This window comes from Vibrio sinensis, assembly GCF_003605645.1.
In the GTDB taxonomy this organism is placed as follows: domain Bacteria; phylum Pseudomonadota; class Gammaproteobacteria; order Enterobacterales; family Vibrionaceae; genus Vibrio; species Vibrio sinensis.
The window spans coordinates 219,944-243,711 of the sequence record NZ_QVMU01000002.1 but is presented as its reverse complement, the minus strand read 5'-3'; the positions used below and the strand labels follow the sequence as shown (position 1 = coordinate 243,711).

At 42.1% G+C, this 23,768-nt stretch carries 18 protein-coding genes and 1 riboswitch; of the genes, 14 read left to right on the top strand and 4 right to left on the bottom strand.

Features of this window, described 5'->3' with window-relative positions:
- Positions 1-2 precede the first annotated feature (2 nt).
- The 11 genes from murC to DZ860_RS04510 all read left to right on the top strand — a co-directional run bounded on the left by murC (position 3) and on the right by DZ860_RS04510 (position 16,670).
- Positions 3-1,463, top strand: coding sequence for a UDP-N-acetylmuramate--L-alanine ligase (gene murC / locus DZ860_RS04560; RefSeq protein WP_120029739.1), 1,461 nt, complete (start codon positions 3-5; stop codon positions 1,461-1,463).
- Positions 1,464-1,646: 183 nt separating this feature from the next.
- Complete coding sequence (locus DZ860_RS04555) at positions 1,647-2,429, top strand: cell division protein FtsQ/DivIB (protein WP_120029738.1); 783 nt, start codon at positions 1,647-1,649, stop codon at positions 2,427-2,429.
- The gene (ftsA, locus tag DZ860_RS04550; protein WP_120029737.1) at positions 2,422-3,684 is read left to right on the top strand and encodes a cell division protein FtsA; all 1,263 of its coding nucleotides are present in this window, start codon (positions 2,422-2,424) and stop codon (positions 3,682-3,684) included. The genes DZ860_RS04555 and ftsA overlap by 8 nt, the downstream gene beginning before the upstream one ends.
- A 30-nt stretch (positions 3,685-3,714) precedes the next feature.
- Positions 3,715-4,950: a cell division protein FtsZ gene (gene ftsZ / locus DZ860_RS04545; protein WP_120029736.1), complete on the top strand. Its 1,236-nt coding sequence runs from the start codon at positions 3,715-3,717 to the stop codon at positions 4,948-4,950.
- Between the two features lie 99 nt (positions 4,951-5,049).
- The gene (lpxC, locus tag DZ860_RS04540; protein ID WP_120029735.1) at positions 5,050-5,967 is read left to right on the top strand and encodes a UDP-3-O-acyl-N-acetylglucosamine deacetylase; all 918 of its coding nucleotides are present in this window, start codon (positions 5,050-5,052) and stop codon (positions 5,965-5,967) included.
- Between the two features lie 547 nt (positions 5,968-6,514).
- Entirely contained in the window at positions 6,515-9,241 is a 2,727-nt protein-coding gene (gene secA / locus DZ860_RS04535) for a preprotein translocase subunit SecA (protein WP_120029734.1), read from the top strand.
- A 201-nt stretch (positions 9,242-9,442) separates the two neighbouring features.
- The gene (mutT, locus tag DZ860_RS04530) at positions 9,443-9,850 is read left to right on the top strand and encodes an 8-oxo-dGTP diphosphatase MutT (RefSeq protein ID WP_120029733.1); all 408 of its coding nucleotides are present in this window, start codon (positions 9,443-9,445) and stop codon (positions 9,848-9,850) included.
- 90 nt (positions 9,851-9,940) lie between these two features.
- Positions 9,941-10,750, top strand: coding sequence for a 4-hydroxy-tetrahydrodipicolinate reductase (gene dapB / locus DZ860_RS04525; protein WP_120029837.1), 810 nt, complete (start codon positions 9,941-9,943; stop codon positions 10,748-10,750).
- 482 nt (positions 10,751-11,232) lie between these two features.
- The gene (carA, locus tag DZ860_RS04520; RefSeq protein ID WP_120029732.1) at positions 11,233-12,372 is read left to right on the top strand and encodes a glutamine-hydrolyzing carbamoyl-phosphate synthase small subunit; all 1,140 of its coding nucleotides are present in this window, start codon (positions 11,233-11,235) and stop codon (positions 12,370-12,372) included.
- A 16-nt stretch (positions 12,373-12,388) separates the two neighbouring features.
- On the top strand, positions 12,389-15,622 hold the full coding sequence (gene carB, locus DZ860_RS04515) for a carbamoyl-phosphate synthase large subunit (protein ID WP_120029731.1): 3,234 nt from the start codon (positions 12,389-12,391) through the stop codon (positions 15,620-15,622).
- Positions 15,623-15,890: 268 nt separating this feature from the next.
- Positions 15,891-16,670, top strand: a complete 780-nt coding sequence (locus DZ860_RS04510; protein WP_120029730.1) for a TSUP family transporter — start codon at positions 15,891-15,893, stop codon at positions 16,668-16,670.
- Here the strand turns inward: DZ860_RS04510 and DZ860_RS04505 are convergent.
- From DZ860_RS04505 to grcA, 3 genes are all read right to left on the bottom strand, one after another.
- A complete protein-coding gene (locus DZ860_RS04505) occupies positions 16,597-17,466 on the bottom strand; it encodes a LysR family transcriptional regulator (RefSeq protein ID WP_120029729.1) in 870 nt (289 codons plus the stop codon). The genes DZ860_RS04510 and DZ860_RS04505 overlap by 74 nt on opposite strands.
- Before the next feature lie 140 nt (positions 17,467-17,606).
- Positions 17,607-19,067, bottom strand: a complete 1,461-nt coding sequence (gene gbpA / locus DZ860_RS04500; RefSeq protein WP_120029728.1) for an N-acetylglucosamine-binding protein GbpA — start codon at positions 19,065-19,067, stop codon at positions 17,607-17,609.
- A gap of 108 nt (positions 19,068-19,175) precedes the next feature.
- Positions 19,176-19,263: riboswitch (cyclic di-GMP riboswitch) on the bottom strand.
- 242 nt (positions 19,264-19,505) lie between these two features.
- On the bottom strand, positions 19,506-19,883 hold the full coding sequence (gene grcA / locus DZ860_RS04495) for an autonomous glycyl radical cofactor GrcA (RefSeq protein WP_120029727.1): 378 nt from the start codon (positions 19,881-19,883) through the stop codon (positions 19,506-19,508).
- 322 nt (positions 19,884-20,205) lie between these two features.
- On the opposite strand from grcA, the gene nfo reads away from it, so the two are divergent.
- The 3 genes from nfo (at position 20,206) to DZ860_RS04480 (ending at position 22,951) form a co-directional block, all read left to right on the top strand.
- Positions 20,206-21,090 (top strand): deoxyribonuclease IV, encoded by an 885-nt coding sequence (gene nfo, locus DZ860_RS04490; RefSeq protein ID WP_120029726.1) that lies wholly within the window; start codon positions 20,206-20,208, stop codon positions 21,088-21,090.
- 540 nt (positions 21,091-21,630) lie between these two features.
- Positions 21,631-22,314, top strand: a complete 684-nt coding sequence (ung, locus tag DZ860_RS04485) for a uracil-DNA glycosylase (RefSeq protein ID WP_120029725.1) — start codon at positions 21,631-21,633, stop codon at positions 22,312-22,314.
- A gap of 85 nt (positions 22,315-22,399) precedes the next feature.
- On the top strand, positions 22,400-22,951 hold the full coding sequence (locus tag DZ860_RS04480) for a hemerythrin domain-containing protein (RefSeq protein WP_120029724.1): 552 nt from the start codon (positions 22,400-22,402) through the stop codon (positions 22,949-22,951).
- Positions 22,952-23,013: 62 nt separating this feature from the next.
- Here the strand turns inward: DZ860_RS04480 and DZ860_RS04475 are convergent, their stop codons facing one another.
- Positions 23,014-23,196, bottom strand: coding sequence for a DUF3545 family protein (locus DZ860_RS04475; protein ID WP_120029723.1), 183 nt, complete (start codon positions 23,194-23,196; stop codon positions 23,014-23,016).
- Positions 23,197-23,768: the final 572 nt, after the last annotated feature.

Genomic DNA, 23,768 nt, shown 5'->3' with positions numbered 1-23,768 from the left:
TCATGACAGTTAAACATACTCAAGATTTAGCTCAGATCAGAGCTATGGTGCCAGAAATGCGCCGCGTAAAATGCATTCACTTTATCGGTATCGGTGGCGCAGGGATGAGCGGCATTGCTGAAGTGCTGCTCAATGAAGGTTATCAGATTACTGGTTCAGATATCGCTGAAAATCCAGTCACTGAGCGTTTAGCTGAAAAAGGTGCGACCATCTATATTGGTCATAAAGCCGAAAACGTAGCCCAAGCTAGTGTTGTTGTTGTTTCGACAGCAATTAACGAAGAGAACCCTGAGATCATCGCCGCACGAGAAAATCGTACGCCTGTGGTTCGTCGTGCTGAAATGCTAGCGGAATTGATGCGCTTTCGTCACGGCATTGCAGTGGCGGGAACACATGGCAAAACCACAACAACGGCTCTAGTGACTCAGATTTATTCAGAAGCAGGTCTAGATCCGACTTTTGTAAACGGTGGCCTAGTGAAAAGTGCTGGCACCAATGCACGTTTAGGTTCTAGCCGTATCTTGATCGCAGAAGCTGACGAGAGTGATGCATCATTTCTACACCTACAACCAATGGTTAGCATCGTTACTAATATTGAAGCTGATCATATGGATACTTATGGCGGCGACTTTGAAACGTTAAAGCAGACGTTTATCGATTTCCTACACAATCTGCCATTTTATGGTCAGGCTATCGTTTGTATTGATGATCCGGTTGTGCGCGAACTGATACCTAAAATCAGCCGCCAAGTGATCACCTATGGTTTCTCTGAAGATGCTGATGTCCGTATTACCGATTACCGTCAGCAAGGTCAACAGGGGACATTCACTGTTTTACGTCACGGTAAAGCGGATCTGAAAATTACCTTGAATATTCCAGGTCGTCATAATGCTCTGAATGCATCCGCTGCGATTGCGGTAGCGACAGAAGATGATATTGCTGATGAGGCTATTTTGGCTGCAATGCTAGGCACTCAGGGTACAGGTCGACGTTTTGATCACTTAGGTGAGTTTGATACTGGTGTTGGCCAAGTGATGTTAGTTGATGATTATGGTCATCATCCGACTGAAGTTGACGTTACCATTAAAGCAGCAAGAGATGGTTGGGCCGAAAAACGCTTGGTCATGATTTTTCAGCCACACAGATACAGCCGTACTCGTGATTTGTACGATGATTTTGCAAACGTACTAGAGCATGTCGATGTATTGATCATGTTAGATGTTTATGCGGCTGGTGAGAAACCTATTGCTGGTGCAGATGGACGTTCATTGTGCCGCACTATACGCAGTCGTGGCAAAGTTGACCCTATCTTTGTCCCAGATAGCCATACATTACCTTCTGTTTTAGCAAATGTTTTGCAAGATGGTGACCTAGTGCTAACGCAAGGTGCTGGGGACGTAGGTAAAGTGGCAAAGCAACTAGCAAGTTTTAAACTTAACGTAAATAAAATGCTCAGCGCTTAATTGAATAGGTGAGATTTTGGATATTTGACGCAATAAATGTGTTTTATTGATGATTTCTCATTTTCAATGTTTGATACTTTTAGTGACCCCAGTATAATCCCAAGGTTCAAGTAAGTGCTTTTTCCTCTATTTGATAATGGAATAGGAAGTGGGGTTGCGAATTAAAGGCAAGGACTATCGGCTTTGAAACAAGTGACACTTACGAAAGGCCGTCGTATATCCAACTCTCCGTTAATAAGAAAACATGCCGTTGGAGGCGCTTTTCTTTTAGTGGTGACGTTATTGATAGGTTCGCTTCTTTACAGCACCATATCTTGGATGTGGGATGACCAGCGCCTTCCGTTATCAAAAATAGTGCTACAAGGTGATTTAAAATACGTTAGTGCAGCAGATGTACAACGTGCTTTTGGTCATTTAGAGCATGTGGGAACGTTCATGTCACAGGACGTCGATACACTACAACAAACCATAGAATCCATACCTTGGGTTTCCCATGCTTCAGTTCGTAAGCAGTGGCCAGATACGGTAAAGGTTTTTTTGACTGAGTATCATGCAGAAGCAATCTGGAATGGTAACGCATTATTAAATGACCAAGGGGTCATTTTTAATGGTGATATTGGCGAGCTTGAAGGCGATCGCGTTAAACTTTACGGGCCAGAAAACACCAGTAAAGATGTCTTAACCGTTTGGCATGAAATTAGCCCTAAATTTAAAGCTCTTGATTTGACGATTACGTCATTGGTACTTAATGACCGCCGAGCTTGGCAGATTATTCTCGATAATGGTATTCGATTAGAGTTAGGTAAAGAGTCGTTACAAGAGCGCATCGATAGATTTGTATATTTATATAAAAACCTCGATAGCAAAGCTCAACGAGTCAGTTACATTGACCTTAGATACGATACCGGCGCTGCCGTTGGGTGGTTTCCCGAACAAGACTTAGAACAAGAGAGTACAGATGACTAAGACCGCTGATGACAACATTATTGTTGGTCTTGATATAGGTACCGCTACCGTATCAGCTCTCGTTGGAGAGGTTTTACCCGACGGTCAAATTAACATTATTGGCGCAGGCACTAGCCCATCTCGCGGGATGGATAAAGGTGGCGTCAATGATCTTGAATCGGTCGTTAAATCGGTTCAGCGTGCGGTAGATCAAGCGGAATTGATGGCTGAATGTCAGATTAGTAATGTCTTTCTTTCACTGTCAGGCCGACATATTGCCAGTCGTATAGAAAAAGGAATGGGAACTATCTCCGATGAGGAGGTATCTCAAGAAGATATGGATCGTGCGATTCATACCGCCAAGTCAATTAAAATTGGTGATGAACAGCGCATTCTTCATGTTATTCCGCAAGAATTTACAATTGATTACCAAGAAGGTATCAAGAATCCGCTAGGATTATCTGGCGTACGTATGGAAGTTAGCGTGCATTTGATTTCTTGTCATAGCGATATGGCAAGAAATATTATCAAAGCGGTAGAGCGTTGTGGACTGAATGTTGAGCAACTGGTTTATTCCGGATTAGCTTCGAGCAACGCAGTTATCACCGACGATGAACGTGAACTTGGTGTATGTGTTGTCGATATCGGTGCTGGTACGATGGATGTTTCCATTTGGACTGGTGGCGCATTACGACATACAGAAGTTTTTTCTTACGCAGGTAATGCAGTGACGAGTGATATCGCCTTTGCATTCGGCACTCCAGTAAGTGATGCGGAAGAAATAAAAGTAAAATATGGCTGTGCTCTTAGTGAGCTAGTTAGCAAGGATGATACGGTTAACGTTCCTAGCGTGGGTGGCCGCCCATCAAGAAGCCTACAGAGACAAACTCTGGCTGAAGTTATCGAGCCACGTTACGCTGAATTAATGGGATTAGTTAATCAAACTATCGATACGGTTCAAGAAAAATTGCGCGAAGATGGCATTAAACACCACTTGGCCGCTGGGGTTGTATTAACCGGTGGTGCCGCGCAAATTGAAGGATTGGTAGAGTGTGCGGAACGAGTTTTCCGCAACCAAGTTAGAGTCGGCAAACCTTTAGAGGTGAGTGGCTTAACAGATTACGTTAAAGAGCCGTATCATTCTACGGCAGTTGGTTTACTTCATTACGCAAGAGATAGCCAAATAAATGATGAGACAGAATACAATGAGCCTAAGCGCCAATCTGTAACGTCATTGTTTGATCGCTTACGTAACTGGATACAAAAAGAGTTTTAACCTGAGCAGCAGGAAAAACGGAGAAAACACATGTTTGAACCGATGATGGAAATGTCTGACGATGCAGTAATTAAAGTCGTTGGGGTTGGTGGCGGTGGCGGTAACGCCGTTGAGCACATGGTACGCGAATCAATTGAAGGCGTTGAATTCATTAGTATTAATACTGATGCTCAAGCACTTCGTAAAACCAGCGTAAGTAGTGTAATTCAGATTGGTGGTGATATGACCAAAGGTCTGGGTGCTGGCGCGAATCCTCAAGTAGGACGTGATGCTGCTCTCGAAGACCGTGATCGAATTAAAGAAGTGCTGACGGGTGCCGATATGGTATTTATCGCAGCAGGTATGGGTGGCGGTACTGGTACTGGTGCAGCTCCTGTTATTGCAGAAGTTGCCAAAGAGCTTGGTATTCTAACTGTAGCTGTTGTGACTAAGCCGTTTAGCTTCGAAGGTAAAAAGCGTTTAGCGTTTGCAGAGCAAGGTATTGAAGAGCTATCGAAACACGTAGACTCTTTAATTACTATTCCAAACGAAAAGCTACTTAAAGTACTGGGTCGTGGTATCACTTTACTCGAAGCTTTTGCTAGTGCGAACGATGTACTTAAGAATGCGGTTCAAGGTATTGCAGAACTGATTACTCGTCCTGGTATGATCAACGTGGACTTTGCCGACGTAAGAACGGTAATGTCTGAAATGGGTCATGCAATGATGGGTAGCGGCGTGGCAAAAGGCGAAGACCGAGCTGAAGAAGCGGCTGAAATGGCGATTTCTAGCCCGCTACTAGAAGATATCGATCTTGCTGGTGCTCGTGGTGTTCTTGTGAACATTACAGCCGGCCTTGATATGCGTCTTGATGAGTTTGAAACTGTGGGTAACACAGTGAAAGCATTTGCATCTGACAATGCAACCGTTGTTATCGGTACTTCACTTGATCCAGATATGGCTGATGAAATCCGAGTTACTGTTGTTGCGACAGGTATTGGTAACGAAAAGAAACCTGATATCACTTTGGTAGCAGGCGGAAAAGCAAAAGTAGCACCAGTTGCTCAACCACAACATCAAACACAACAACCTGTTGTTACTCAACAAACCGTTGTGAATAAAGTGGAAGAAAAACCAGCGACTTTGCAAGAGAAGCCACAAGTGAATACACAGACAGCGTCTTCAATGGGATCGAGTGCTGGAGCAGCACAAAGTGCAGCACCTAAGGCTGAAAAAGAAAGTGGGTATCTAGATATTCCTGCATTCTTACGTCGCCAAGCTGACTAAGTTTTCGCCATTATTTGACTGCACGCGTAATTGTGGTAGGATCCACGGTCGATACTGAATATCGGCCGTGATTTGTGGCATTTATACTGAGGCAAGTAGATGATCAGACAACGTACTCTGAAAGAATTAGTGAAAACAACTGGTGTGGGTCTCCACTCTGGTCGTAAAGTAACGCTTACTCTTCGCCCAGCTGCTGCAAACACAGGTATTATTTATCGTCGTACTGATGTTAATCCACCTGTTGATTTTCCAGCAGATCCAGAATCTGTGCGTGATACTATGCTGTGTACAGCATTAGTTAACGATGAAGGTATTCGTATCTCAACGGTTGAGCACTTAAGTGCAGCACTTGCAGGTATGGGTATCGACAATATTATTATTGAAGTTGACGCTCCTGAAATTCCAATTATGGATGGCAGCGCAAGCCCGTTTGTTTTTCTTCTACAACAAGCAGGTATTCAAGAGCAAAACGCATTAAAACGTTTTATCCGTATTAAAAAGCCAGTTCGTTTTGAAGAAGACGATAAATGGGCAGAGCTATTACCATACAACGGCTTCCGTATGGATTTCGAAATTGAGTTTAGCCACCCAGCGATTGATGCAGACCAACAGCATCTTAAGTTTGATTTCTCGTCTCAAAGCTTTATCAAAGATATCTCGAGAGCTCGTACTTTCGGTTTTATGCGTGATATTGAATTTCTTCAGTCTAAGAACCTAGTTCTTGGTGGTAGTTTTGACAATGCTATTGTATTGGATGATTACCGTATTCTGAATGAAGAAGGCTTACGTTTTGATAATGAATTTGTCACTCACAAAGTCTTGGATGCTATTGGCGATTTATACATGTGTGGTAACGCTATTATCGGTGAATTCCGCGCATACAAATCAGGCCATGGTTTGAACAACCAGCTTTTGAGAGCAGTACTTGCAGACCAAGAAGCTTGGGAGTGGGTAACGTTTGAAGAAGAAGCTGTTTCTCCAGTCGCTTTTGCTGAGCCAAATATGGTATTAGCGTAAGTAACACCAGTTTAAAAAAAACCAGACTTTTTAGTCTGGTTTTTTTGTATATGGACTTTGGTTAACTGGGCGATACGATGAAAACGAACAGTATTCGAACCATGTCACTATTTACATCATCATTGCTCTAATAGGGTAACGGTATAGTTAAACCTGAAAAGGTTACCGTGATTATTGAGTTCAGTTCTAATAGGCTTGATTCTCCAGATATCGAATTAACGTAAATTCAGTCTATTTGGGCCATCTAAAGCGAACTAAATTGCCGAAAATTGAGTGAAAACGAATAAACTTACGGCAAACACCGATAAAAAATAAAGAATAGTTCAAACAAATTCATTTGTAGTTGGTTGTTACCGCCAAAATTTTTTAAACTAATGCCAACCTAATATGGATGAAGCCTTGAAATTCAAGCTTCTTAACACAATATCCGTACTAAATGATTTATCTCAGTATTCTTAGTTCAAAACTGGTAGAGACTGAAAGCATTAAGGCATTTAAGAATAGGTCGTCCTCGATCTAGATCTAATTGAAGAGAGATTCAAAGAAAATGATAACTAAGCTACTGACAAAGGTAATTGGCAGTCGAAATGACCGCACATTGCGCCGCCTTAGAAAAATCGTCAAAGAGATCAATAATTACGAGCCGACATTCGAAGCATTATCTGACGAAGAACTAAAAGCGAAAACTGTCGAGTTTCGTCAACGCTTAGAACAAGGTGAGACGTTAGATAAACTTCTTCCAGAAGCTTTTGCAACTGTTCGTGAAGCTTCTAAGCGTGTATACGGCATGCGTCACTTTGATGTACAGCTTATTGGTGGCATGGTATTGAATGCTGGCCAAATCGCAGAAATGCGTACGGGTGAAGGTAAAACGCTGACAGCGACCTTGCCAGCCTATTTAAATGCATTACCAGGTCACGGCGTACATATCGTGACAGTGAACGATTACCTTGCTAAACGTGATGCTGAGACAAACCGTCCATTATTTGAGTTCCTAGGAATGTCAGTTGGTATTAACGTGCCAAATATGCCTCCTCATGAGAAAAAAGAAGCTTACTTAGCCGATATTCTATACGGAACAAATAACGAATTTGGTTTTGATTACCTACGTGACAACATGGCATTTAGAGCAGAAGACCGCGTACAACGTGCTCGTTTCTTTGCTGTTGTGGATGAAGTTGACTCAATCTTAATTGATGAAGCGCGTACACCTCTTATCATTTCAGGCCCTGCAGAAGACAGTTCTGATCTTTATACTCGTATTAACATTTTGATTCCTAATCTGAAGCGACAAGATCAAGAAGATTCAGAAGAGTATCGTGGTGATGGTCACTACACGTTAGATGAAAAATCAAAACAAGTATATCTAACTGAGACAGGTCAAGAGTTCGTTGAAGAGCTCATGGTTCAAAATGGTATGATGGAAGAGGGTGATACTCTTTACTCACCAACAAACATTAGCCTGCTACACCATGTCAATGCGGCGCTACGCGCTCATGTACTATTTGAAAAGAACGTTGATTATATCGTGAATGATGACGGCGAAGTGGTCATCGTTGATGAGCATACAGGTCGTACCATGCCAGGTCGTCGATGGTCTGAAGGTCTACATCAGGCAGTTGAAGCGAAAGAAGGCGTAAAAATTCAGAACGAGAACCAAACTCTCGCTTCAATTACGTTCCAGAACTTCTTCCGTTTGTACGACAAACTGTCAGGTATGACTGGTACTGCAGATACAGAAGCATTTGAATTCCAATCTATCTACGGTTTAGAAACAGTTGTTGTTCCTACGAACCAACCGATGATTCGTAACGATATGCCTGATATGGTTTATCGTACTGAAGCTGATAAATTCGCAGCAATTATTGAAGATATCAAAGAACGTGTAGCAAAAGGTCAGCCATCGCTTGTTGGTACTGTCTCGATTGAAAAATCTGAACTGTTATCGAACGCGTTGAAACAAGCAAAGATCAAGCATAACGTTCTTAACGCTAAGTTCCACGAAAGAGAAGCGGAAATTGTTGCTGAAGCAGGTACACCAGGTGCGGTGACTATCGCAACTAACATGGCTGGTCGTGGTACTGATATTGTGTTGGGTGGTAGCTGGCAGATGAAAGTTGAGCAGCTAAGCAATCCAACACCAGAACAAATCAGTGCGATTAAAGCTGAATGGAAAGTGGTACACGATCAAGTACTAGAAGCTGGTGGACTGCATATTATTGGTACAGAGCGTCATGAATCTCGTCGTATCGATAACCAGCTACGTGGTCGTTCTGGTCGTCAAGGTGATGCTGGTTCTTCTCGTTTCTACCTATCCATGGAAGATTCACTATTACGTATCTTTACTTCTGATCGTATGGCAAGCCTAATTCAAAGTGGTATGGAAGAAGGTGAAGCAATCGAATCGAAAATGCTCTCTCGTTCAATCGAAAAAGCACAGCGTAAAGTAGAGGGTCGTAACTTCGATATTCGTAAGCAATTGCTTGAATACGATGATGTAGCTAACGATCAACGTAAAGTGGTTTACGAGCTTCGTGATGAACTAATGGTTGCTGAAGATATCAGTGAGATGATTGAGCAAAACCGTGCCGATGTTTTAGCGTCAATCATTGATGAATATATTCCACCACAATCTTTGGAAGAAATGTGGGATGTACCAGCACTAGAAGAACGTTTGAAGAACGACTTTGACCTAGATGCGCCGATTGCACAATGGCTTGAAGAAGACGATAAGCTTTATGAAGAAGCTTTGCGCGAAAAAGTGCTAGATCTTGCTACGAGCGTTTATCGTAACAAAGAAGAAGTTGTTGGCGCACAAGTGCTACGTAACTTCGAAAAATCTGTGATGCTACAAACGCTGGATACATTGTGGAAAGAGCACCTTGCTGCGATGGATCACCTTCGTCAAGGTATTCACCTACGCGGCTATGCTCAAAAGAACCCGAAACAAGAATTTAAGCGTGAATCATTTGAGTTGTTCGAAGGTTTACTGGACTCTTTGAAAACTGATGTCGTGACCATCTTGTCTAAAGTTCGAGTGCAGCAGCAAGAAGAAGTTGAGCGTATGGAAGCACAACGTCAAGCTCAAGCTGAAGAAGCAGCGCGTCGCGCACAAGCTCAACATGCAACAGCACAAAATCAGCTGTCAGATGGTGAAGAGTCGCAAGATTCTCAGCAACCAGTTGTTCGTGATGAGCGTAAAGTCGGCCGTAATGAACCTTGTCCTTGTGGCAGCGGTAAAAAATACAAGCAGTGCCATGGTCAGATTGGCTAAACCTGTTTGAAAACAGCTTAGCTTGCAAATAAAACATAATAAATTGAGAGTCGCTTAGGCGGCTCTTTTTTTAAGTAAATTCTGGTGTTTTGGTTGTTATCACTTAAGAGTGAGGTGCGCACGAGATGGTGCTCTTGATAGAGATTAGCCCCTAGATGTGGTACTTGATAGTCCAAAGCAACTTGTTAGGAAAAAGAATCGATGAAACGTATACATATCGTTGCTGCGGTGATCTTTAACCAAGATAAATCGCAGATTTTTATTACGAAGCGCCCTGATGATAAACATAAGGGTGGTTTTTGGGAGTTTCCAGGCGGTAAGGTTGAGGTCGATGAATCAATCGAAGACGCGATGGCTCGTGAGCTCTATGAAGAGATTGGTATCACAGTTACTAAGCAATACTTATTTGAGCACCTTGAATATGACTATCCAGATAAGTCACTTAAGTTTGATTTTATCGTGGTTGATGGGTTTGAAGACCTGCCTTATGGTAAAGAAGGGCAGCAAGGTCTTTGGGTTAACATTGAAGAGTTAATCAACTACTCCTTTCCTGAGGCGAACGTACCAATCTTAAATCGAGTAGTGAAAGAGTTTGCTCGTCAGTCATAGTATTGGTAGTTTACAGTAACAAGTTTCTTAAAGATGTTGTTCCAACATGGATTTGTTGGAGCAACGATTGAACATAACGGAGAGAGTGCAATGGTTCGTATTGCAATTGCAGGAGCTGCAGGCCGAATGGGCCGAAACCTAGTCAAAGCAACATACTCAAATCAAAACTCTGAAGTGGGGGCTGCGTCAGAGCGTCCTGAATCTTCACTTGTTGGTGTCGATGTGGGTGAGTTATGCGGAGAGGGGAAATTTGATATTTTCCTAACTGATGACTTAAGCAAGAATATTGATAACTTTGATATTGTTATTGATTTTACTACCCCAACAAGCACTCTTGGTAACCTTGAGTTATGCAAAAAGCATAAGAAAGGTATCGTTATTGGAACAACAGGGTTTTCTGAACAAGAACGAGAGTTTATCGAGCAAACTGCGCTAGATATTCCAGTGGTGATGGCGCCTAATTATTCTGTCGGTGTGAATTTAGTATTCAAGCTTTTAGAAAAAGCAGCAAAAGTGATGGGAGATTATTGCGATGTAGAAATTGTGGAAGCTCATCATCGCTTTAAAGTAGATGCACCATCAGGAACTGCCATTGGTATGGGAGAAGCGATTGCTGGTGCAATGGGTAATAAGTTGAGTGACGTAGCTGTTTATGCGCGTGAGGGCATTACAGGTGAGCGTACTAAAGATGAGATAGGATTTGCAACAATCCGCGCTGGTGACATTATCGGGGAACACACAGCAATGTTTGCTGATATCGGTGAGAGAGTCGAAATTACTCATAAAGCGACAGATAGAATGACGTTCGCCAATGGCGCGGTTAAAGCTGCGGTATGGTTAAACGGGCAAAATGCAGGATTCTATACCATGACTGATGTACTTGGTCTTAACGATCTTTAATACATAAATATGCGCTAACGAGAGTTGGCGTTTTTTATAAAAGTCGAATTTATCTTAAAAATTTAAAAGGTCAAAAACAGTTGATTACAGCTTGGTAATCTTGTGTTTTTGGCCTTTTTTTGTTGTTTGCTGTATGTGATTGTCAAAATTCAATGTTATTTTGGTGTTAGCAACGTTTGCGTCAGGTTGGTATTGTTTTTTATGCCGTATGGTAAATTGTTATGATCTCTAAGTTCACTAAATACATTTTTTGAGTGCTATTGTTGCGTCTAAAGTTGCTATTTTGGCGGCTTAGTGATGTTTTATAGCTATTTGCTCTTAAATATTGAATTTAATTTCGAATGTTTATTGACACATATCACAAGCGTAATTAGAATACCGCCAATTTGTCTGGATACCCTAAAAGCGCATGGTTATGGCTTGATGTAAGGCAAAGTTGCAATTATATTTATTATTTATGCATTTTTATTCTGGAGGTTGTCTTGAGTAAATCAGCACTGTTAGTCCTAGAAGATGGGACAGTGTTCCGCGGTGTTTCCATTGGAGCAGATGGTTTTTCCGTTGGTGAAGTTGTTTTTAATACCTCGATGACGGGGTACCAAGAAATTCTCACTGATCCTTCTTATTCACAGCAAATCGTTACTCTTACTTACCCTCACATTGGCAATACCGGAACTAATTCCGAAGACGAAGAATCATCCTCGATTCATGCACAAGGCCTTGTGATCCGCGATCTTCCTCTTATCGCTTCTAACTTCCGTAATGAACTTTCCCTTTCTGATTATCTTAAGTCGCAAAACATTGTAGGTATTGCTGATATCGATACTCGTAAATTGACCCGTATTCTCCGTGAAAAAGGTGCTCAAAACGGTTGTATCGTTGCTGGTAATAACCTTGATGAAGCTTTTGCTTTAGCAAAAGCAAAAGAATTCCCTGGCTTGAAAGGTATGGATCTTGCGAAAGAGGTTACAACAAAAGAAGCGTATCAATGGAAACAAGGTTCGTGGACGCTTACGGGTGGACTTCCTGAAGCGAAAGATGACAGCGAGTTGCCATATCACGTTGTTGCCTACGACTTCGGCGCAAAACGAAACATCTTACGCATGTTGGTTGACCGCGGTTGCCGCCTAACAGTTGTTCCAGCAGAAACGAGTGCAGAAGAAGTTCTAGCACTTAAGCCTGATGGTGTCTTCTTATCGAATGGCCCTGGCGACCCTGCGCCTTGTACTTACGCAATTGAAGCGACAAAAGTTTTCCTAGAAAAAGGCCTACCACTGTTTGGTATTTGTCTTGGTCATCAAATTCTTGCGCTTGCGTCTGGTGCGCAAACAGTAAAAATGAAATTTGGTCACCATGGTGCTAACCACCCAGTAAAAGATTTGGATCGCGGTGTGGTTATGATTACCTCTCAGAACCACGGTTTTGCAGCGGATGAAGCTACCTTACCAGAAACGCTACGTGCCACACACGTTTCGTTATTTGATGGCTCTTTACAAGGTATTCACCGTACTGATAAGCCAGCATTTAGCTTCCAAGGTCACCCAGAAGCGAGCCCTGGTCCTGAAGACGCGGCTCCACTATTTGACCATTTCATCGAACTTATCAAAAAACACAGCGCTTAATTCGGAGTAGTAGATAATGCCAAAACGTACTGACATTCAAAGTATTCTAATTCTTGGTGCTGGTCCGATTGTAATCGGTCAGGCATGTGAGTTTGACTACTCTGGCGCACAAGCGTGTAAAGCCCTACGTGAAGAGGGTTACCGAGTTATCCTTGTTAACTCAAACCCTGCAACGATTATGACTGACCCAGAGATGGCCGATGCAACTTACATCGAACCTATTCAGTGGGAAGTAGTACGCAAGATCATCGAAAAAGAGCGTCCAGATGCGGTACTGCCTACAATGGGCGGCCAAACCGCGCTGAACTGTGCACTAGACCTAGAGAAACATGGTGTTCTTGCTGAGTTTGGCGTAGAGATGATTGGTGCAACGGCTGATGCGATTGATAAAGCAGAAGACCGTTCTCGTTTTGATAAAGCGATGAAGTCGATTGGTCTTGAGTGTCCAACGGCTGATACAGCAAAATCCATGGAAGAAGCTTACAAAGTTCAAGAGATGGTTGGCTTCCCTTGTATCATTCGTCCATCGTTCACCATGGGTGGTACGGGTGGCGGTATTGCATATAACAAAGAAGAATTTGAAGAAATCTGTCGCCGAGGTTTGGATTTATCTCCAACGAATGAACTTCTTATCGATGAATCATTGATTGGTTGGAAAGAGTACGAGATGGAAGTTGTTCGTGACAAAAACGACAACTGCATCATCGTCTGTGCGATTGAAAACTTTGACCCGATGGGTATTCACACTGGTGACTCTATCACAGTGGCTCCAGCGCAAACGCTGACAGATAAAGAATACCAATTGATGCGTAACGCATCGCTAGCTGTGCTACGTGAAATCGGTGTTGAGACAGGTGGTTCGAACGTACAGTTTGGTATTAACCCGAAAGATGGCCGTATGGTTATCATCGAGATGAACCCTCGTGTATCTCGCTCTTCTGCTTTGGCATCAAAAGCAACAGGTTTCCCTATTGCTAAAGTGGCAGCGAAACTGGCGGTTGGCTTTACTCTTGATGAGCTAATGAATGACATCACAGGTGGCGCAACTCCAGCATCATTTGAACCAACTATCGACTACGTTGTGACAAAGATTCCTCGTTTTAACTTCGAGAAATTTGTTGGTGCTAACGATCGTCTAACTACGCAAATGAAATCGGTTGGCGAAGTGATGGCTATTGGTCGTAACCAACAAGAATCATTGCAAAAAGCATTACGCGGTTTAGAAGTGGGTGCGACTGGTTTTGATGAGATGGTTGACCTAGATGCGCCAGATGCTTTGACTAAGATTCGTCATGAATTGAAAGAAGCAGGTTCAGAGCGTATTTGGTATATCGCTGACGCATTCCGTGCGGGAATGTCAGTTGATGGTGTATTCAACTTAACGCAAATCGACCGTTGGTTCCTTGTTCAAATTGAAGATATCGTTAAGTTAGAAGAAGAAGTTAGAGCAAACGGTTTTGCTGGCTTAAACAAAGATGTATTGAATAAGCTTAAGCGTAAAGGTTTTGCCGATGCGCGTTTATCTAAGATTCTTGGTGTAGCTGAAAGTGAAATTCGTCGTCTACGTGACCAATTCGATATTCACCCAGTGTACAAGCGTGTAGATACTTGTGCAGCTGAGTTCTCTTCAGATACAGCTTACATGTACTCAACGTACGATGAAGAGTGTGAAGCAAACCCAACAGACAAAGAAAAAATCATGATCCTAGGTGGCGGTCCAAACCGTATCGGCCAAGGTATTGAATTTGACTACTGTTGTGTTCACGCTTCACTAGCACTTCGTGAAGATGGTTATGAAACCATCATGGTAAACTGTAACCCTGAGACTGTTTCTACAGACTACGATACGTCTGACCGTTTGTACTTTGAGCCAGTAACTCTGGAAGATGTACTTGCGATTGCACGTGTAGAGAAGCCAAAAGGCGTTATCGTTCAGTACGGTGGTCAAACACCTCTTAAACTGGCGCGCGCACTAGAAGCGGCTGGTGTACCAATCATTGGTACGAGTCCAGATGCGATTGACCGTGCAGAAGACCGTGAGCGTTTCCAAGTTGCAGTTGACCGTTTAGGTCTGTTACAACCACAAAACGCGACAGTAACGACAATGGAACAAGCTATCGAGAAATCTCGTGAAATTGGCTTCCCACTTGTTGTACGTCCATCTTATGTTCTTGGTGGTCGTGCGATGGAAATCGTTTACGATGAGCAAGACTTACGTCGTTACTTCAATGAAGCTGTAAGCGTATCAAATGAATCCCCAGTACTACTCGATAGCTTCTTAGATGATGCAATTGAAGTGGATGTTGATGCAATTTGTGACGGTGAACGTGTCGTTATCGGCGGCATCATGGAGCATATTGAGCAAGCGGGTGTTCACTCTGGTGATTCAGCATGTTCTCTTCCTGCTTATACGCTAAGTCAAGAAATTCAAGATGTGATGCGTGAGCAAGTTGAGAAACTGGCATTCGAACTGGGTGTTCGTGGTTTGATGAATACGCAGTTTGCGGTTAAAGATAATCAAGTATACCTAATTGAAGTTAACCCTCGTGCTGCTCGTACGGTTCCATTTGTATCAAAAGCAACAGGTGCTCCAATTGCGAAAATCGCAGCGCGTGTAATGGCTGGTCAATCTCTAGAGTCGCAAGGCTTTACCAAAGAGATTATTCCACCTTATTACTCAGTGAAAGAAGTGGTGTTGCCATTTAATAAGTTCCCTGGTGTTGACCCTCTGTTAGGCCCAGAAATGCGTTCTACAGGTGAGGTAATGGGTGTTGGTGCCACGTTTGCTGAAGCGTATGCAAAAGCAGAACTAGGTTGTGGCCATGTTTACCCAGAAGGTGGTCGAGCATTACTCTCTGTTCGCGAAGGTGATAAAGAGCGTGTTGTTGATTTGGCTTCTAAGCTAATTAAGCTTGGTTACCAGTTAGATGCGACTCACGGTACAGCCGTTATCCTTGGTGAAGCGGGTATCAACCCACGCTTGGTTAACAAGGTACATGAAGGTCGTCCTCATATTCTTGACCGAATCAAAAACAATGAGTACACCTACATTGTAAATACAGCTGCAGGTCGTCAAGCAATCGAAGATTCAAAAGTACTTCGTCGTGGTGCTCTTGCTGAGAAAGTGAACTACACCACAACGCTAAATGCGGCATTTGCTACTTGTATGGCTCACACTGCGGATGCAAAAACAACAGTAACTTCTGTTCAAGAATTGCATGCAAAAGTGAAAGCAAGCTTAGAAGCATAACTAAGAACTTACTTAGATCTACGTGTAAGTCGAAGTAGTGCTTGATTCGACACTTACACTGTAGTGAAAAATCATGAAAATAACGAAGCCCACTCTAATGAGTGGGTTTTTTTATCTATTGAGAGTTGAAGTAACCCAAACAATGGTCATCAACAAATGTGTTTTTACTGATGAATAATTGGAATAGATTAATGTCTTGGTTTTCGTTAGCTCTTGAAAAAAAATAGTGATAGCTTGTGCAGAACAATAACTTAGATATGGAAAGGACATGGATCTTTCTTTCGAAATATTAGCAATTTTGTTTGCAGTCGCGAGCGTGGCGGGATTTATTGATGCAATGGCTGGTGGCGGTGGTTTGTTGACTCTTCCTGCATTATTAGCGGCAGGTGTGCCTCCTACTCAAGCTTTAGCGACCAATAAACTACAAAGTTCGTTCGGCAGTTTTTCAGCGAGTTGGTATTTTGTTCGCAATGGCATTGTAAGCCTAAAAGAGATGCGTTTAGCGATTGTTTGTACTTTTATTGGTTCAGCTATTGGTGCAGAAGCGGTTCAACATATTGATGCTAGTATTTTAACCAGTTTGATTCCGCTACTTCTTATCGGTATCTCTACGTATTTTTTACTCGCTCCGCAAACAAAGAAAAATCAAGATCAAGCTAAAATGTCAGAGGCGGCTTTTGCTTTAAGTATTGGTGGCGGTGTCGGTTTCTATGATGGATTTTTTGGTCCAGGTACGGGCTCGATTTTTACTGTCTGTTTTGTGGCGATTGCAAATTTTTCATTGGTCGATGCGACAGCGAGAACTAAAGTTCTTAATTTTACTTCCAATATAGCAGCATTGATTTTCTTTATTATCGCGGGTTTACCGATATGGGAAATTGGCCTAGTCATGGCGGTTGGTGGCTTTATTGGAGCACAGTTTGGAGCGAAAGTAGTCGTAACCAAAGGGCAAAAATGGATTCGCCCATTGGTGATCACGATGTCGATGTTGATGGCGATGAAATTACTTTGGGAGCAGCATCAACAATGGCTGCTATCAATTTTTTAACTCTAGGATTTCGAGAAGTGTTGGCCCGAGTACAGAGGTGAATTGGTCGGAATAACGGTTGTAACTCGACAAATTCGAAGCAATATTGGGCATCGATGTTGAGTGTGTTGACGATTGATTTTGGAATAATAGCAGGTGCGACGCCAGCGAGCGCGAGCTGAGCACTTGCTACGTAAGAATCCATTTCCATTAATGGCACAATTCCGAGTTTTTCGAGAATAGCGAATTGATAAGTATTGGCTGGGTTGTTTAGATCGTTGGTGATCAAGTGAGAGGGTATGGAAGTCAGGTGTGTTTTACTGATCACAAAGAAAGGCTCATCAAATAGATGTACAGTATGTAGTCCGTGGTGTGGAGGGAGATGACCCGCACAAAAGCCAATCGTCGCTTTACCAGACTGCACATGCTCTACGATTCGAGGAGTATGGTTGGTAGTGATAGTAATATAAGGGTCCATTTGAAAATGGTGGCTCATCACTTCACTTAAATAGCCAGCAACCAGTGTTTCAGAGCAATCAATGCGGATAATTGAATCATCTTGCAAGGTTTGCTGGTCGAACATTAAACCGCGTAATTCATTAAAACTTGGCCCTATATTTTCGATTAAAGCGAGTGCATCAGCAGTAAGTTTTATGTGGCGCCCATCTGGTTCAACCAATTTTTTACCGAGCTTATTTTCTAAATTAGTGATTCGCTTGCTTACAGCTGACTGACTGATATAAAGCAAACTACCCGTTCGGCTCATTGTCTTGGCTGTGCTTAAAGTGATCAGTGTTTCAATGCCTTCCAATAACATGCTAATCAATGACAAAGTGGAATGATTATTTCAATCTAACTCAACTCTTAACATAATGCACATAAAAAACGGCACCCATTATGGGTGCCGTTTTGATGCTATGTATCAATCTTAAATTGGGTTAACAACTCTGATTGGTATTAGTTCACTTTGTCCCAAGCCATTGTCCAGTGAGAACCTGTTGCTGGAGTGTAGTGAGTTGCTGTCTCTGTCCATTGTGAGCAGTAACCGGAGTACGGGAATGGCTTACATTGGTAGATCTGACCATCGCTGGCCAATACTTTTGTACCCGCGGTGTAGCTCTTAACATTCTCAGGGAAAACAAACTCATACTCGCCAGCTGGTGGCGGTGTTTGCGCTTTAACTAGATGGAAATCATAGTTAACCTGATCAATGAGATTACCAGCTTGATCTTTAATACGGTTTACCAGAATGTGATGACCTTGCTCTGATTTAGATAATGTCATTGATACTGGTAGGTATTGACCATCAGTCAGTTTACCATTCCAACTTGCGAGTGCTTCACGGCCATGATTGTAAACAGTAAGTTCAGCTTCAATATCACCTTCTGCTGCTAGCGTCAGATTCAGTTCGGTTGCTTGTTCTGTCATTGTGTACTCAGTCTCAAGACCATCAACTGTTAAAGAGTACTCTGGCTCTGGTGTTTCAATCTGGTAACCAATTTCAACACGCTCTAAACCGCTGCCCGCTTGAAGATAAACAGGATTGGTACCGTATGCTGGCGTAAATTTGTCGTCGTTGTACTGGCCTGCTTTGATTGAAGCTTGCTCTTGGTTGATTTTAGTTGCCAGTGCATGCGACCAGTTTTTCGCTTGCGTTAGGCTTTGATTATTAATGGTTAACTCAGTGCGGTAAGTACTGTTTTCACCCGCTTTGTCGAATACGCGAGTAAACACTTTATCGCCGATGTTAAGAGTCATTGTCGGATTAATTTGACCTGCTTGACTCCACTCAGGAACAACAGGACCTTGACCATCAAACTTAACGTCAATTACGTTGTAAAAAGCAGCCGCAGTATCGCCCACATCCCATACGGCGAGGATCACATGGTAGCCCTCACGTTCAGGTACATTACATTCGTGGCTAACTTGCTTCGGTGGTTGCACCATGTTGCCATCGATTACACAAAAAGGATTGAGGTCAAAAGAGTCACGTGAAAGGACTTGATTAGAGTTCCAGTTGGGCTTGGTAATGTAATATTTCCAGTCACGAGTGATATGGTTTGCGGTAAACGTCCACTCAAAGTTTTGTAAACCAGCTGTCATCGGGCGTTTTACCCAGCGATCTGCTGTTTGCTCATCAAGTGCAGTCGCAAGTGCAGATTGTGCACTCGCTATTTTACCATCAGCAGGACCAGCTTCAGGAAAGCCTTCAGGGCCTTCAACACTTTGTGGTTCATATTGAATAGCACCACAGTTGGTGTTTTTTTCATTGGTATCGGCGGTTGGATATTTACATAGCGCAGCGCGGCTGCCAGCGATACCACCGTCGAATTCAGAAACGTAGCCGTGAGCTGCTACTTGAGTACTTAGCGCAGTCAGAGAAAGCGCCAGTAGAGTTTTATTTGGCAGTGATTTCATCACATGTTCCTTTATAAGGTTGACTAAAAGTCCCACCTCGGCGCATGCGAAAGTCTGTTTATCAAGTTGGCTTGATAAACATCCACAACACTTGTTCGATAATGAGCAAGTGGCGGCCCCGCTATCGTAGATGATGACCATCGTTAGACCGGAAGCTTTGCGTCCCATTTTTTCAAATGGTTTGCCGAAAGTGTGATTGAGCGACAAATAGAGCGAGTAATGAACAAGATTTATTTTCGACAAGAGTGGTGAAACACAGCTCTGTGGATTAAAGATCACAAGTCATACTGTACTATCAGAGATCCCAATGGATTGTTTTTTTTATTGCCATTTGGGATAGAATTTCGTCAGTTTTATGCTGACAAAAATAGGGAAAGCAGGCATTCGCCTGCTTTCTAAATTAGGAGTTAATTTTCGTTGCCTTAACGGCAATTAAAATTATAGAGACTCAGTAAAAGTACGTGCGATAACGTCTTTTTGCTGTTCTGTTGTTAGAGAGTTAAAACGTACAGCGTAACCCGAAACGCGGATTGTTAGCTGTGGGTAGTTCTCTGGGTGCTTAACTGCGTCTTCTAGAGTTTCACGACGAAGTACGTTCACGTTTAGGTGTTGACCACCTTCAATGCGTGGAGCCATTTCAATTGCTACTTCACGGCTTTCGTATTCGCCTAGGTCGCTGATAGCAACAACTTGGTCTGCTTCGAAAGCAGTCGCTGCAGCAACACAACGTGCTTCATTTTTCTCGCTATCTAGTAGCCAGATTGAGTTTAGTAGGTCGTCGTTAGCTGCTTTAGTAATTTGAATACCTTGGATCATCACTATCTCCTAGTCCACTTAAGTGGTTTTATTGGTGTTAATTTTCGAATTTTTGTTGAGCTAGTTATTATATAGCCAATGTTCGATATGATAATATTGATTTAGGTCAAAAAACAACTAAAAACCGCATTTTTTTCAAGGTGATTTTATTGAGTTAAATCAATAAACCGTTTGAAAACATCGTAGTTACAAAATATTTGATAAAATAAAAAATAGTTAACAGGGGTAAATGTTGTAATTTTACAACATTTAGTGGTTAAAATAGCATCAAATCTGGTCTGGGTCGTGCTCAGTGTTATGACAGAAAATATGAAGAGATAAAATGAAGAATGAATCTAGAATAAAGTTTATTGGTGCCCATGTGTCGGCCGCTGGTGGCGTTGATCAAGCCCCAATGAGAGCCAGAGAAATTGGCGCGAATGCGTTTGCCTTATTTACTAAAAATCAACGTCAATGGGCGGCAAAGCCTTTAGAGGCGAGCACGATCAGTGCTTTTAAAGCAAACTGTCAAATGCTTGGTTTTGGTACGGAACAAATCCTCCCACATGATTCTTATTTGATCAATTTAGGTGCGCCGGAAGAAGAAAAATTGCTTAAATCTCGCGCTGCATTTATTGATGAAATGGCTCGTTGTGAGCAACTCGGTTTGACCTTGTTGAACTTTCACCCGGGCAGTCATTTGAACAAAATTTCCGAACAGCAATGTTTGGCAACGATCGCAGAGTCTATTAATCTCGCGCATAAAGCTGTTCCTAATGTTATTGCGGTTATTGAGAACACCGCAGGACAAGGCAGCAATCTTGGTTGGAAATTTGAACACCTTGCAGAAATAATTGAGCAAGTTGAAGATAAAGAGCGTGTCGGTGTATGTCTTGATACCTGCCATACCTTTTCCGCTGGGTATGATTTACGGACAAAAGAGGCGTGTGATCATACTTTTGCAGAGTTTGACCGTATTGTTGGAATGCATTATTTGCGTGCAATGCACATCAATGATTCAAAAGTGAAGTTAGATTCTCGTGTCGATCGTCATCATGCATTAGGTAAAGGTGAAATAGGTTGGGCATGTTTTGAATATATAGCGAAAGATCCTCGCTTTGATGGTATCCCACTGATTTTAGAAACAATTGAACCGGAGTTATGGCCTGAAGAAATCAAGCAATTGCGTCAATTTCATCAGCAAGCCCTATCTGATAGTGATGCATAAATAATAGTGTATAAAAGCGGTTAGACGTAAAGCACATGATATGTAAGAGCAGTTACGGGCATGAAAGGTACTTTAGAGTTATCACTAAAACTAATGTTATGTAGCATTGAAGTTTTTATCGCTAATAAGTGGTGATTTTTGCAAGCAAAATCACTACTTAGATAAATAACCACTAATATTTTGTGGTTTCTAGCTGGTGGTCTGAAAAACGTTTTTCAAGAGCTGATATAAAAGTGGCATCAAAATTTCATGATTGACGTTGTCTAAATCAAAGAAAAGGATGCCCTATGCTCAACGCTCATAGTTCTACGCCCGCTCGCCCAGTTCGTTTACCTATGCCAAATCGCCATATTCTCGGCCCTGGTTACCATAGAACACCTCAAAAGCACTGATCCTATTTAACCACCAGATTAGTGCTCACTATTATAAGTATTAGGAGGGGATTCTCTCCTAGTACTTTGTTCCAGTGTTTTTTTTTGCGACAATTCCTTTATCAAGCGACGAATAGCTCTCGCCTTTATTGAAATGGAACTATCAGCAATGCAGTCACTAACTTGGGAAGCCTTGATTGGCGAAGAAAAACAGCAAGAATATTTCCAGCGCACCTTGAGCTTTATTGAGCAAGAGCGTGCATCTGGAAAAACAATCTTTCCGCCACAAAATGAAGTTTTTACCGCGTTTGAAATGACGGCTTTTTCTGATACGAAAGTTGTCATTCTCGGCCAAGATCCGTATCACGGTCCTCATCAAGCCCATGGTTTAAGTTTTTCTGTTCTTCCTGGGGTAAAGGTTCCGCCTTCACTTGCCAATATGTACAAAGAACTTGCTAGTGATATAGATGGTTTTCAGATACCAACTCATGGCTACTTGCAAGAGTGGGCCTCACAAGGGGTATTGTTGCTAAATACAGTGTTGACGGTAGAGCAAGGCAAAGCCCATTCTCATGCTAAGAGTGGCTGGGAGACTTTTACTGACAGGATGATTGAGGCGATTAATACTCATCGCTCTGGTGTGGTTTTTTTATTGTGGGGGGCGCACGCACAGAAAAAAGGCCGCCTTATCGATACATCGAAGCATCATATATTACATGCTCCTCATCCATCGCCATTGTCCGCTCATCGTGGTTTTTTCGGTTGTAAGCACTTTTCTTTAGCTAACCAATGTCTTGAAAAACAAAATCTTAAACCTATTGATTGGCATCTACCTTTGATGGTGTCACGATAAGATCTTAGTTTTCTGATGAGTTTCAAGGCGCTTTCACTCCAGATTATATACACTTATAAAGTGTAGGTGTTTAAGGAGAAGCGCAATGATGATAGATCGAATTAGACGTGAACATGGGTACATGATTCGCTTGTTGGCTATATTGGAAAATAAAGTGGCTAATTTGAAGCAGGGACAGAGCATCAACTACAGCCTTATAAAGGAAATCGTCGATTATTTAGGGGATCATTCGGAGCGAGTCCATCACCCTAAAGAAGATCTTCTCTACCACTACTATCTCGCCCATTATGGTGAGCAACAAGAGATTGAGAACCTCGAATTAGAACATCAAGAGCTTTCTATCAAAACTCATGCATTTTTAGATGTTGTAGAGATGATTTTGAAAGATGCAGTCGTACCAAGAGATCTTTTTTTGAATCAATTGGAAGATTTTCTTAGTGCCCAGAGAAAGCATTTACAGCTTGAAGAAAGAAAAGTTCTGCCACTTATATGTCAACAATTTACCGTAGAAGATTGGCAAACGGTTGAGAGTCAATATAGTGCGAGTGAAGACGATCCTGTTTTTGGCGAAACGATAGCAGAACAATATATACAGCTAGCTCAAAGGGTTCGTATCGCTGACGATGAAGTTTCTTAGTGACAGAAATGCATTAAAAAAGAGGCCTTAAGCCTCTTTTTATTGATTTAATCAAATTTCATTTATAGTTCAAATTCAGTGAAGTCGTCTAAGCCGATATCCATATCTTTCAGTTCACGTTGAAGGCGTTGACGATCCTTTATTGCTTCTATTTCACGCCAGCGACGCTTTACTGGTTTTGAACGACTAGCGCGTATCTTTCGGGTGTCCATTTCCAAAATATCTTCATAGTTAAAGCCATCCATATGCTACCTCTTCTAATTATCTATTTTGTTGCTAAATCACGCTCCGCTAATGATGCTCATTTTTAGGTACGCAACGTGGATTCTTAACGTGGATTCTTAGTTTTACATTGGTGTTCAATTCTAGAATCGAACGGTGTCGCTGATCTCCACCAACTTAGCCAACCATAGTTTTAGGGTAAACTGCCATTCACTCCTTTAAGGCAATTAACAAAGGGGGAGTTGATTAAATACCATTGCACGAGAAGAGTATCTTTGATTCGTTTCTCATTTGTTGCGATTCGATGACGTTTTCATGGCGATTTGCAAATTGAGTTCACATAAAAGCAGTGCTACAGGTTAAAAAAACAGCATTCGTTTGAAGTTAAGTAAGAAAATTTGGTTTTTCTGAATGTTAACTGGGTGGATAAAAAAACAGCAACAATTTACGTAACCTAGGGTGTGCAATGCTCTGTTAGCTATTAACATTATGGTTAGGACATTTGTAATGTCTTCGTTAGTAGCAAATGCTGATGGCGTAAGGTGTGTCGGCAAATTTAGAGTATGTTGTTTTTATTCCGATTGTCGATTTTTGA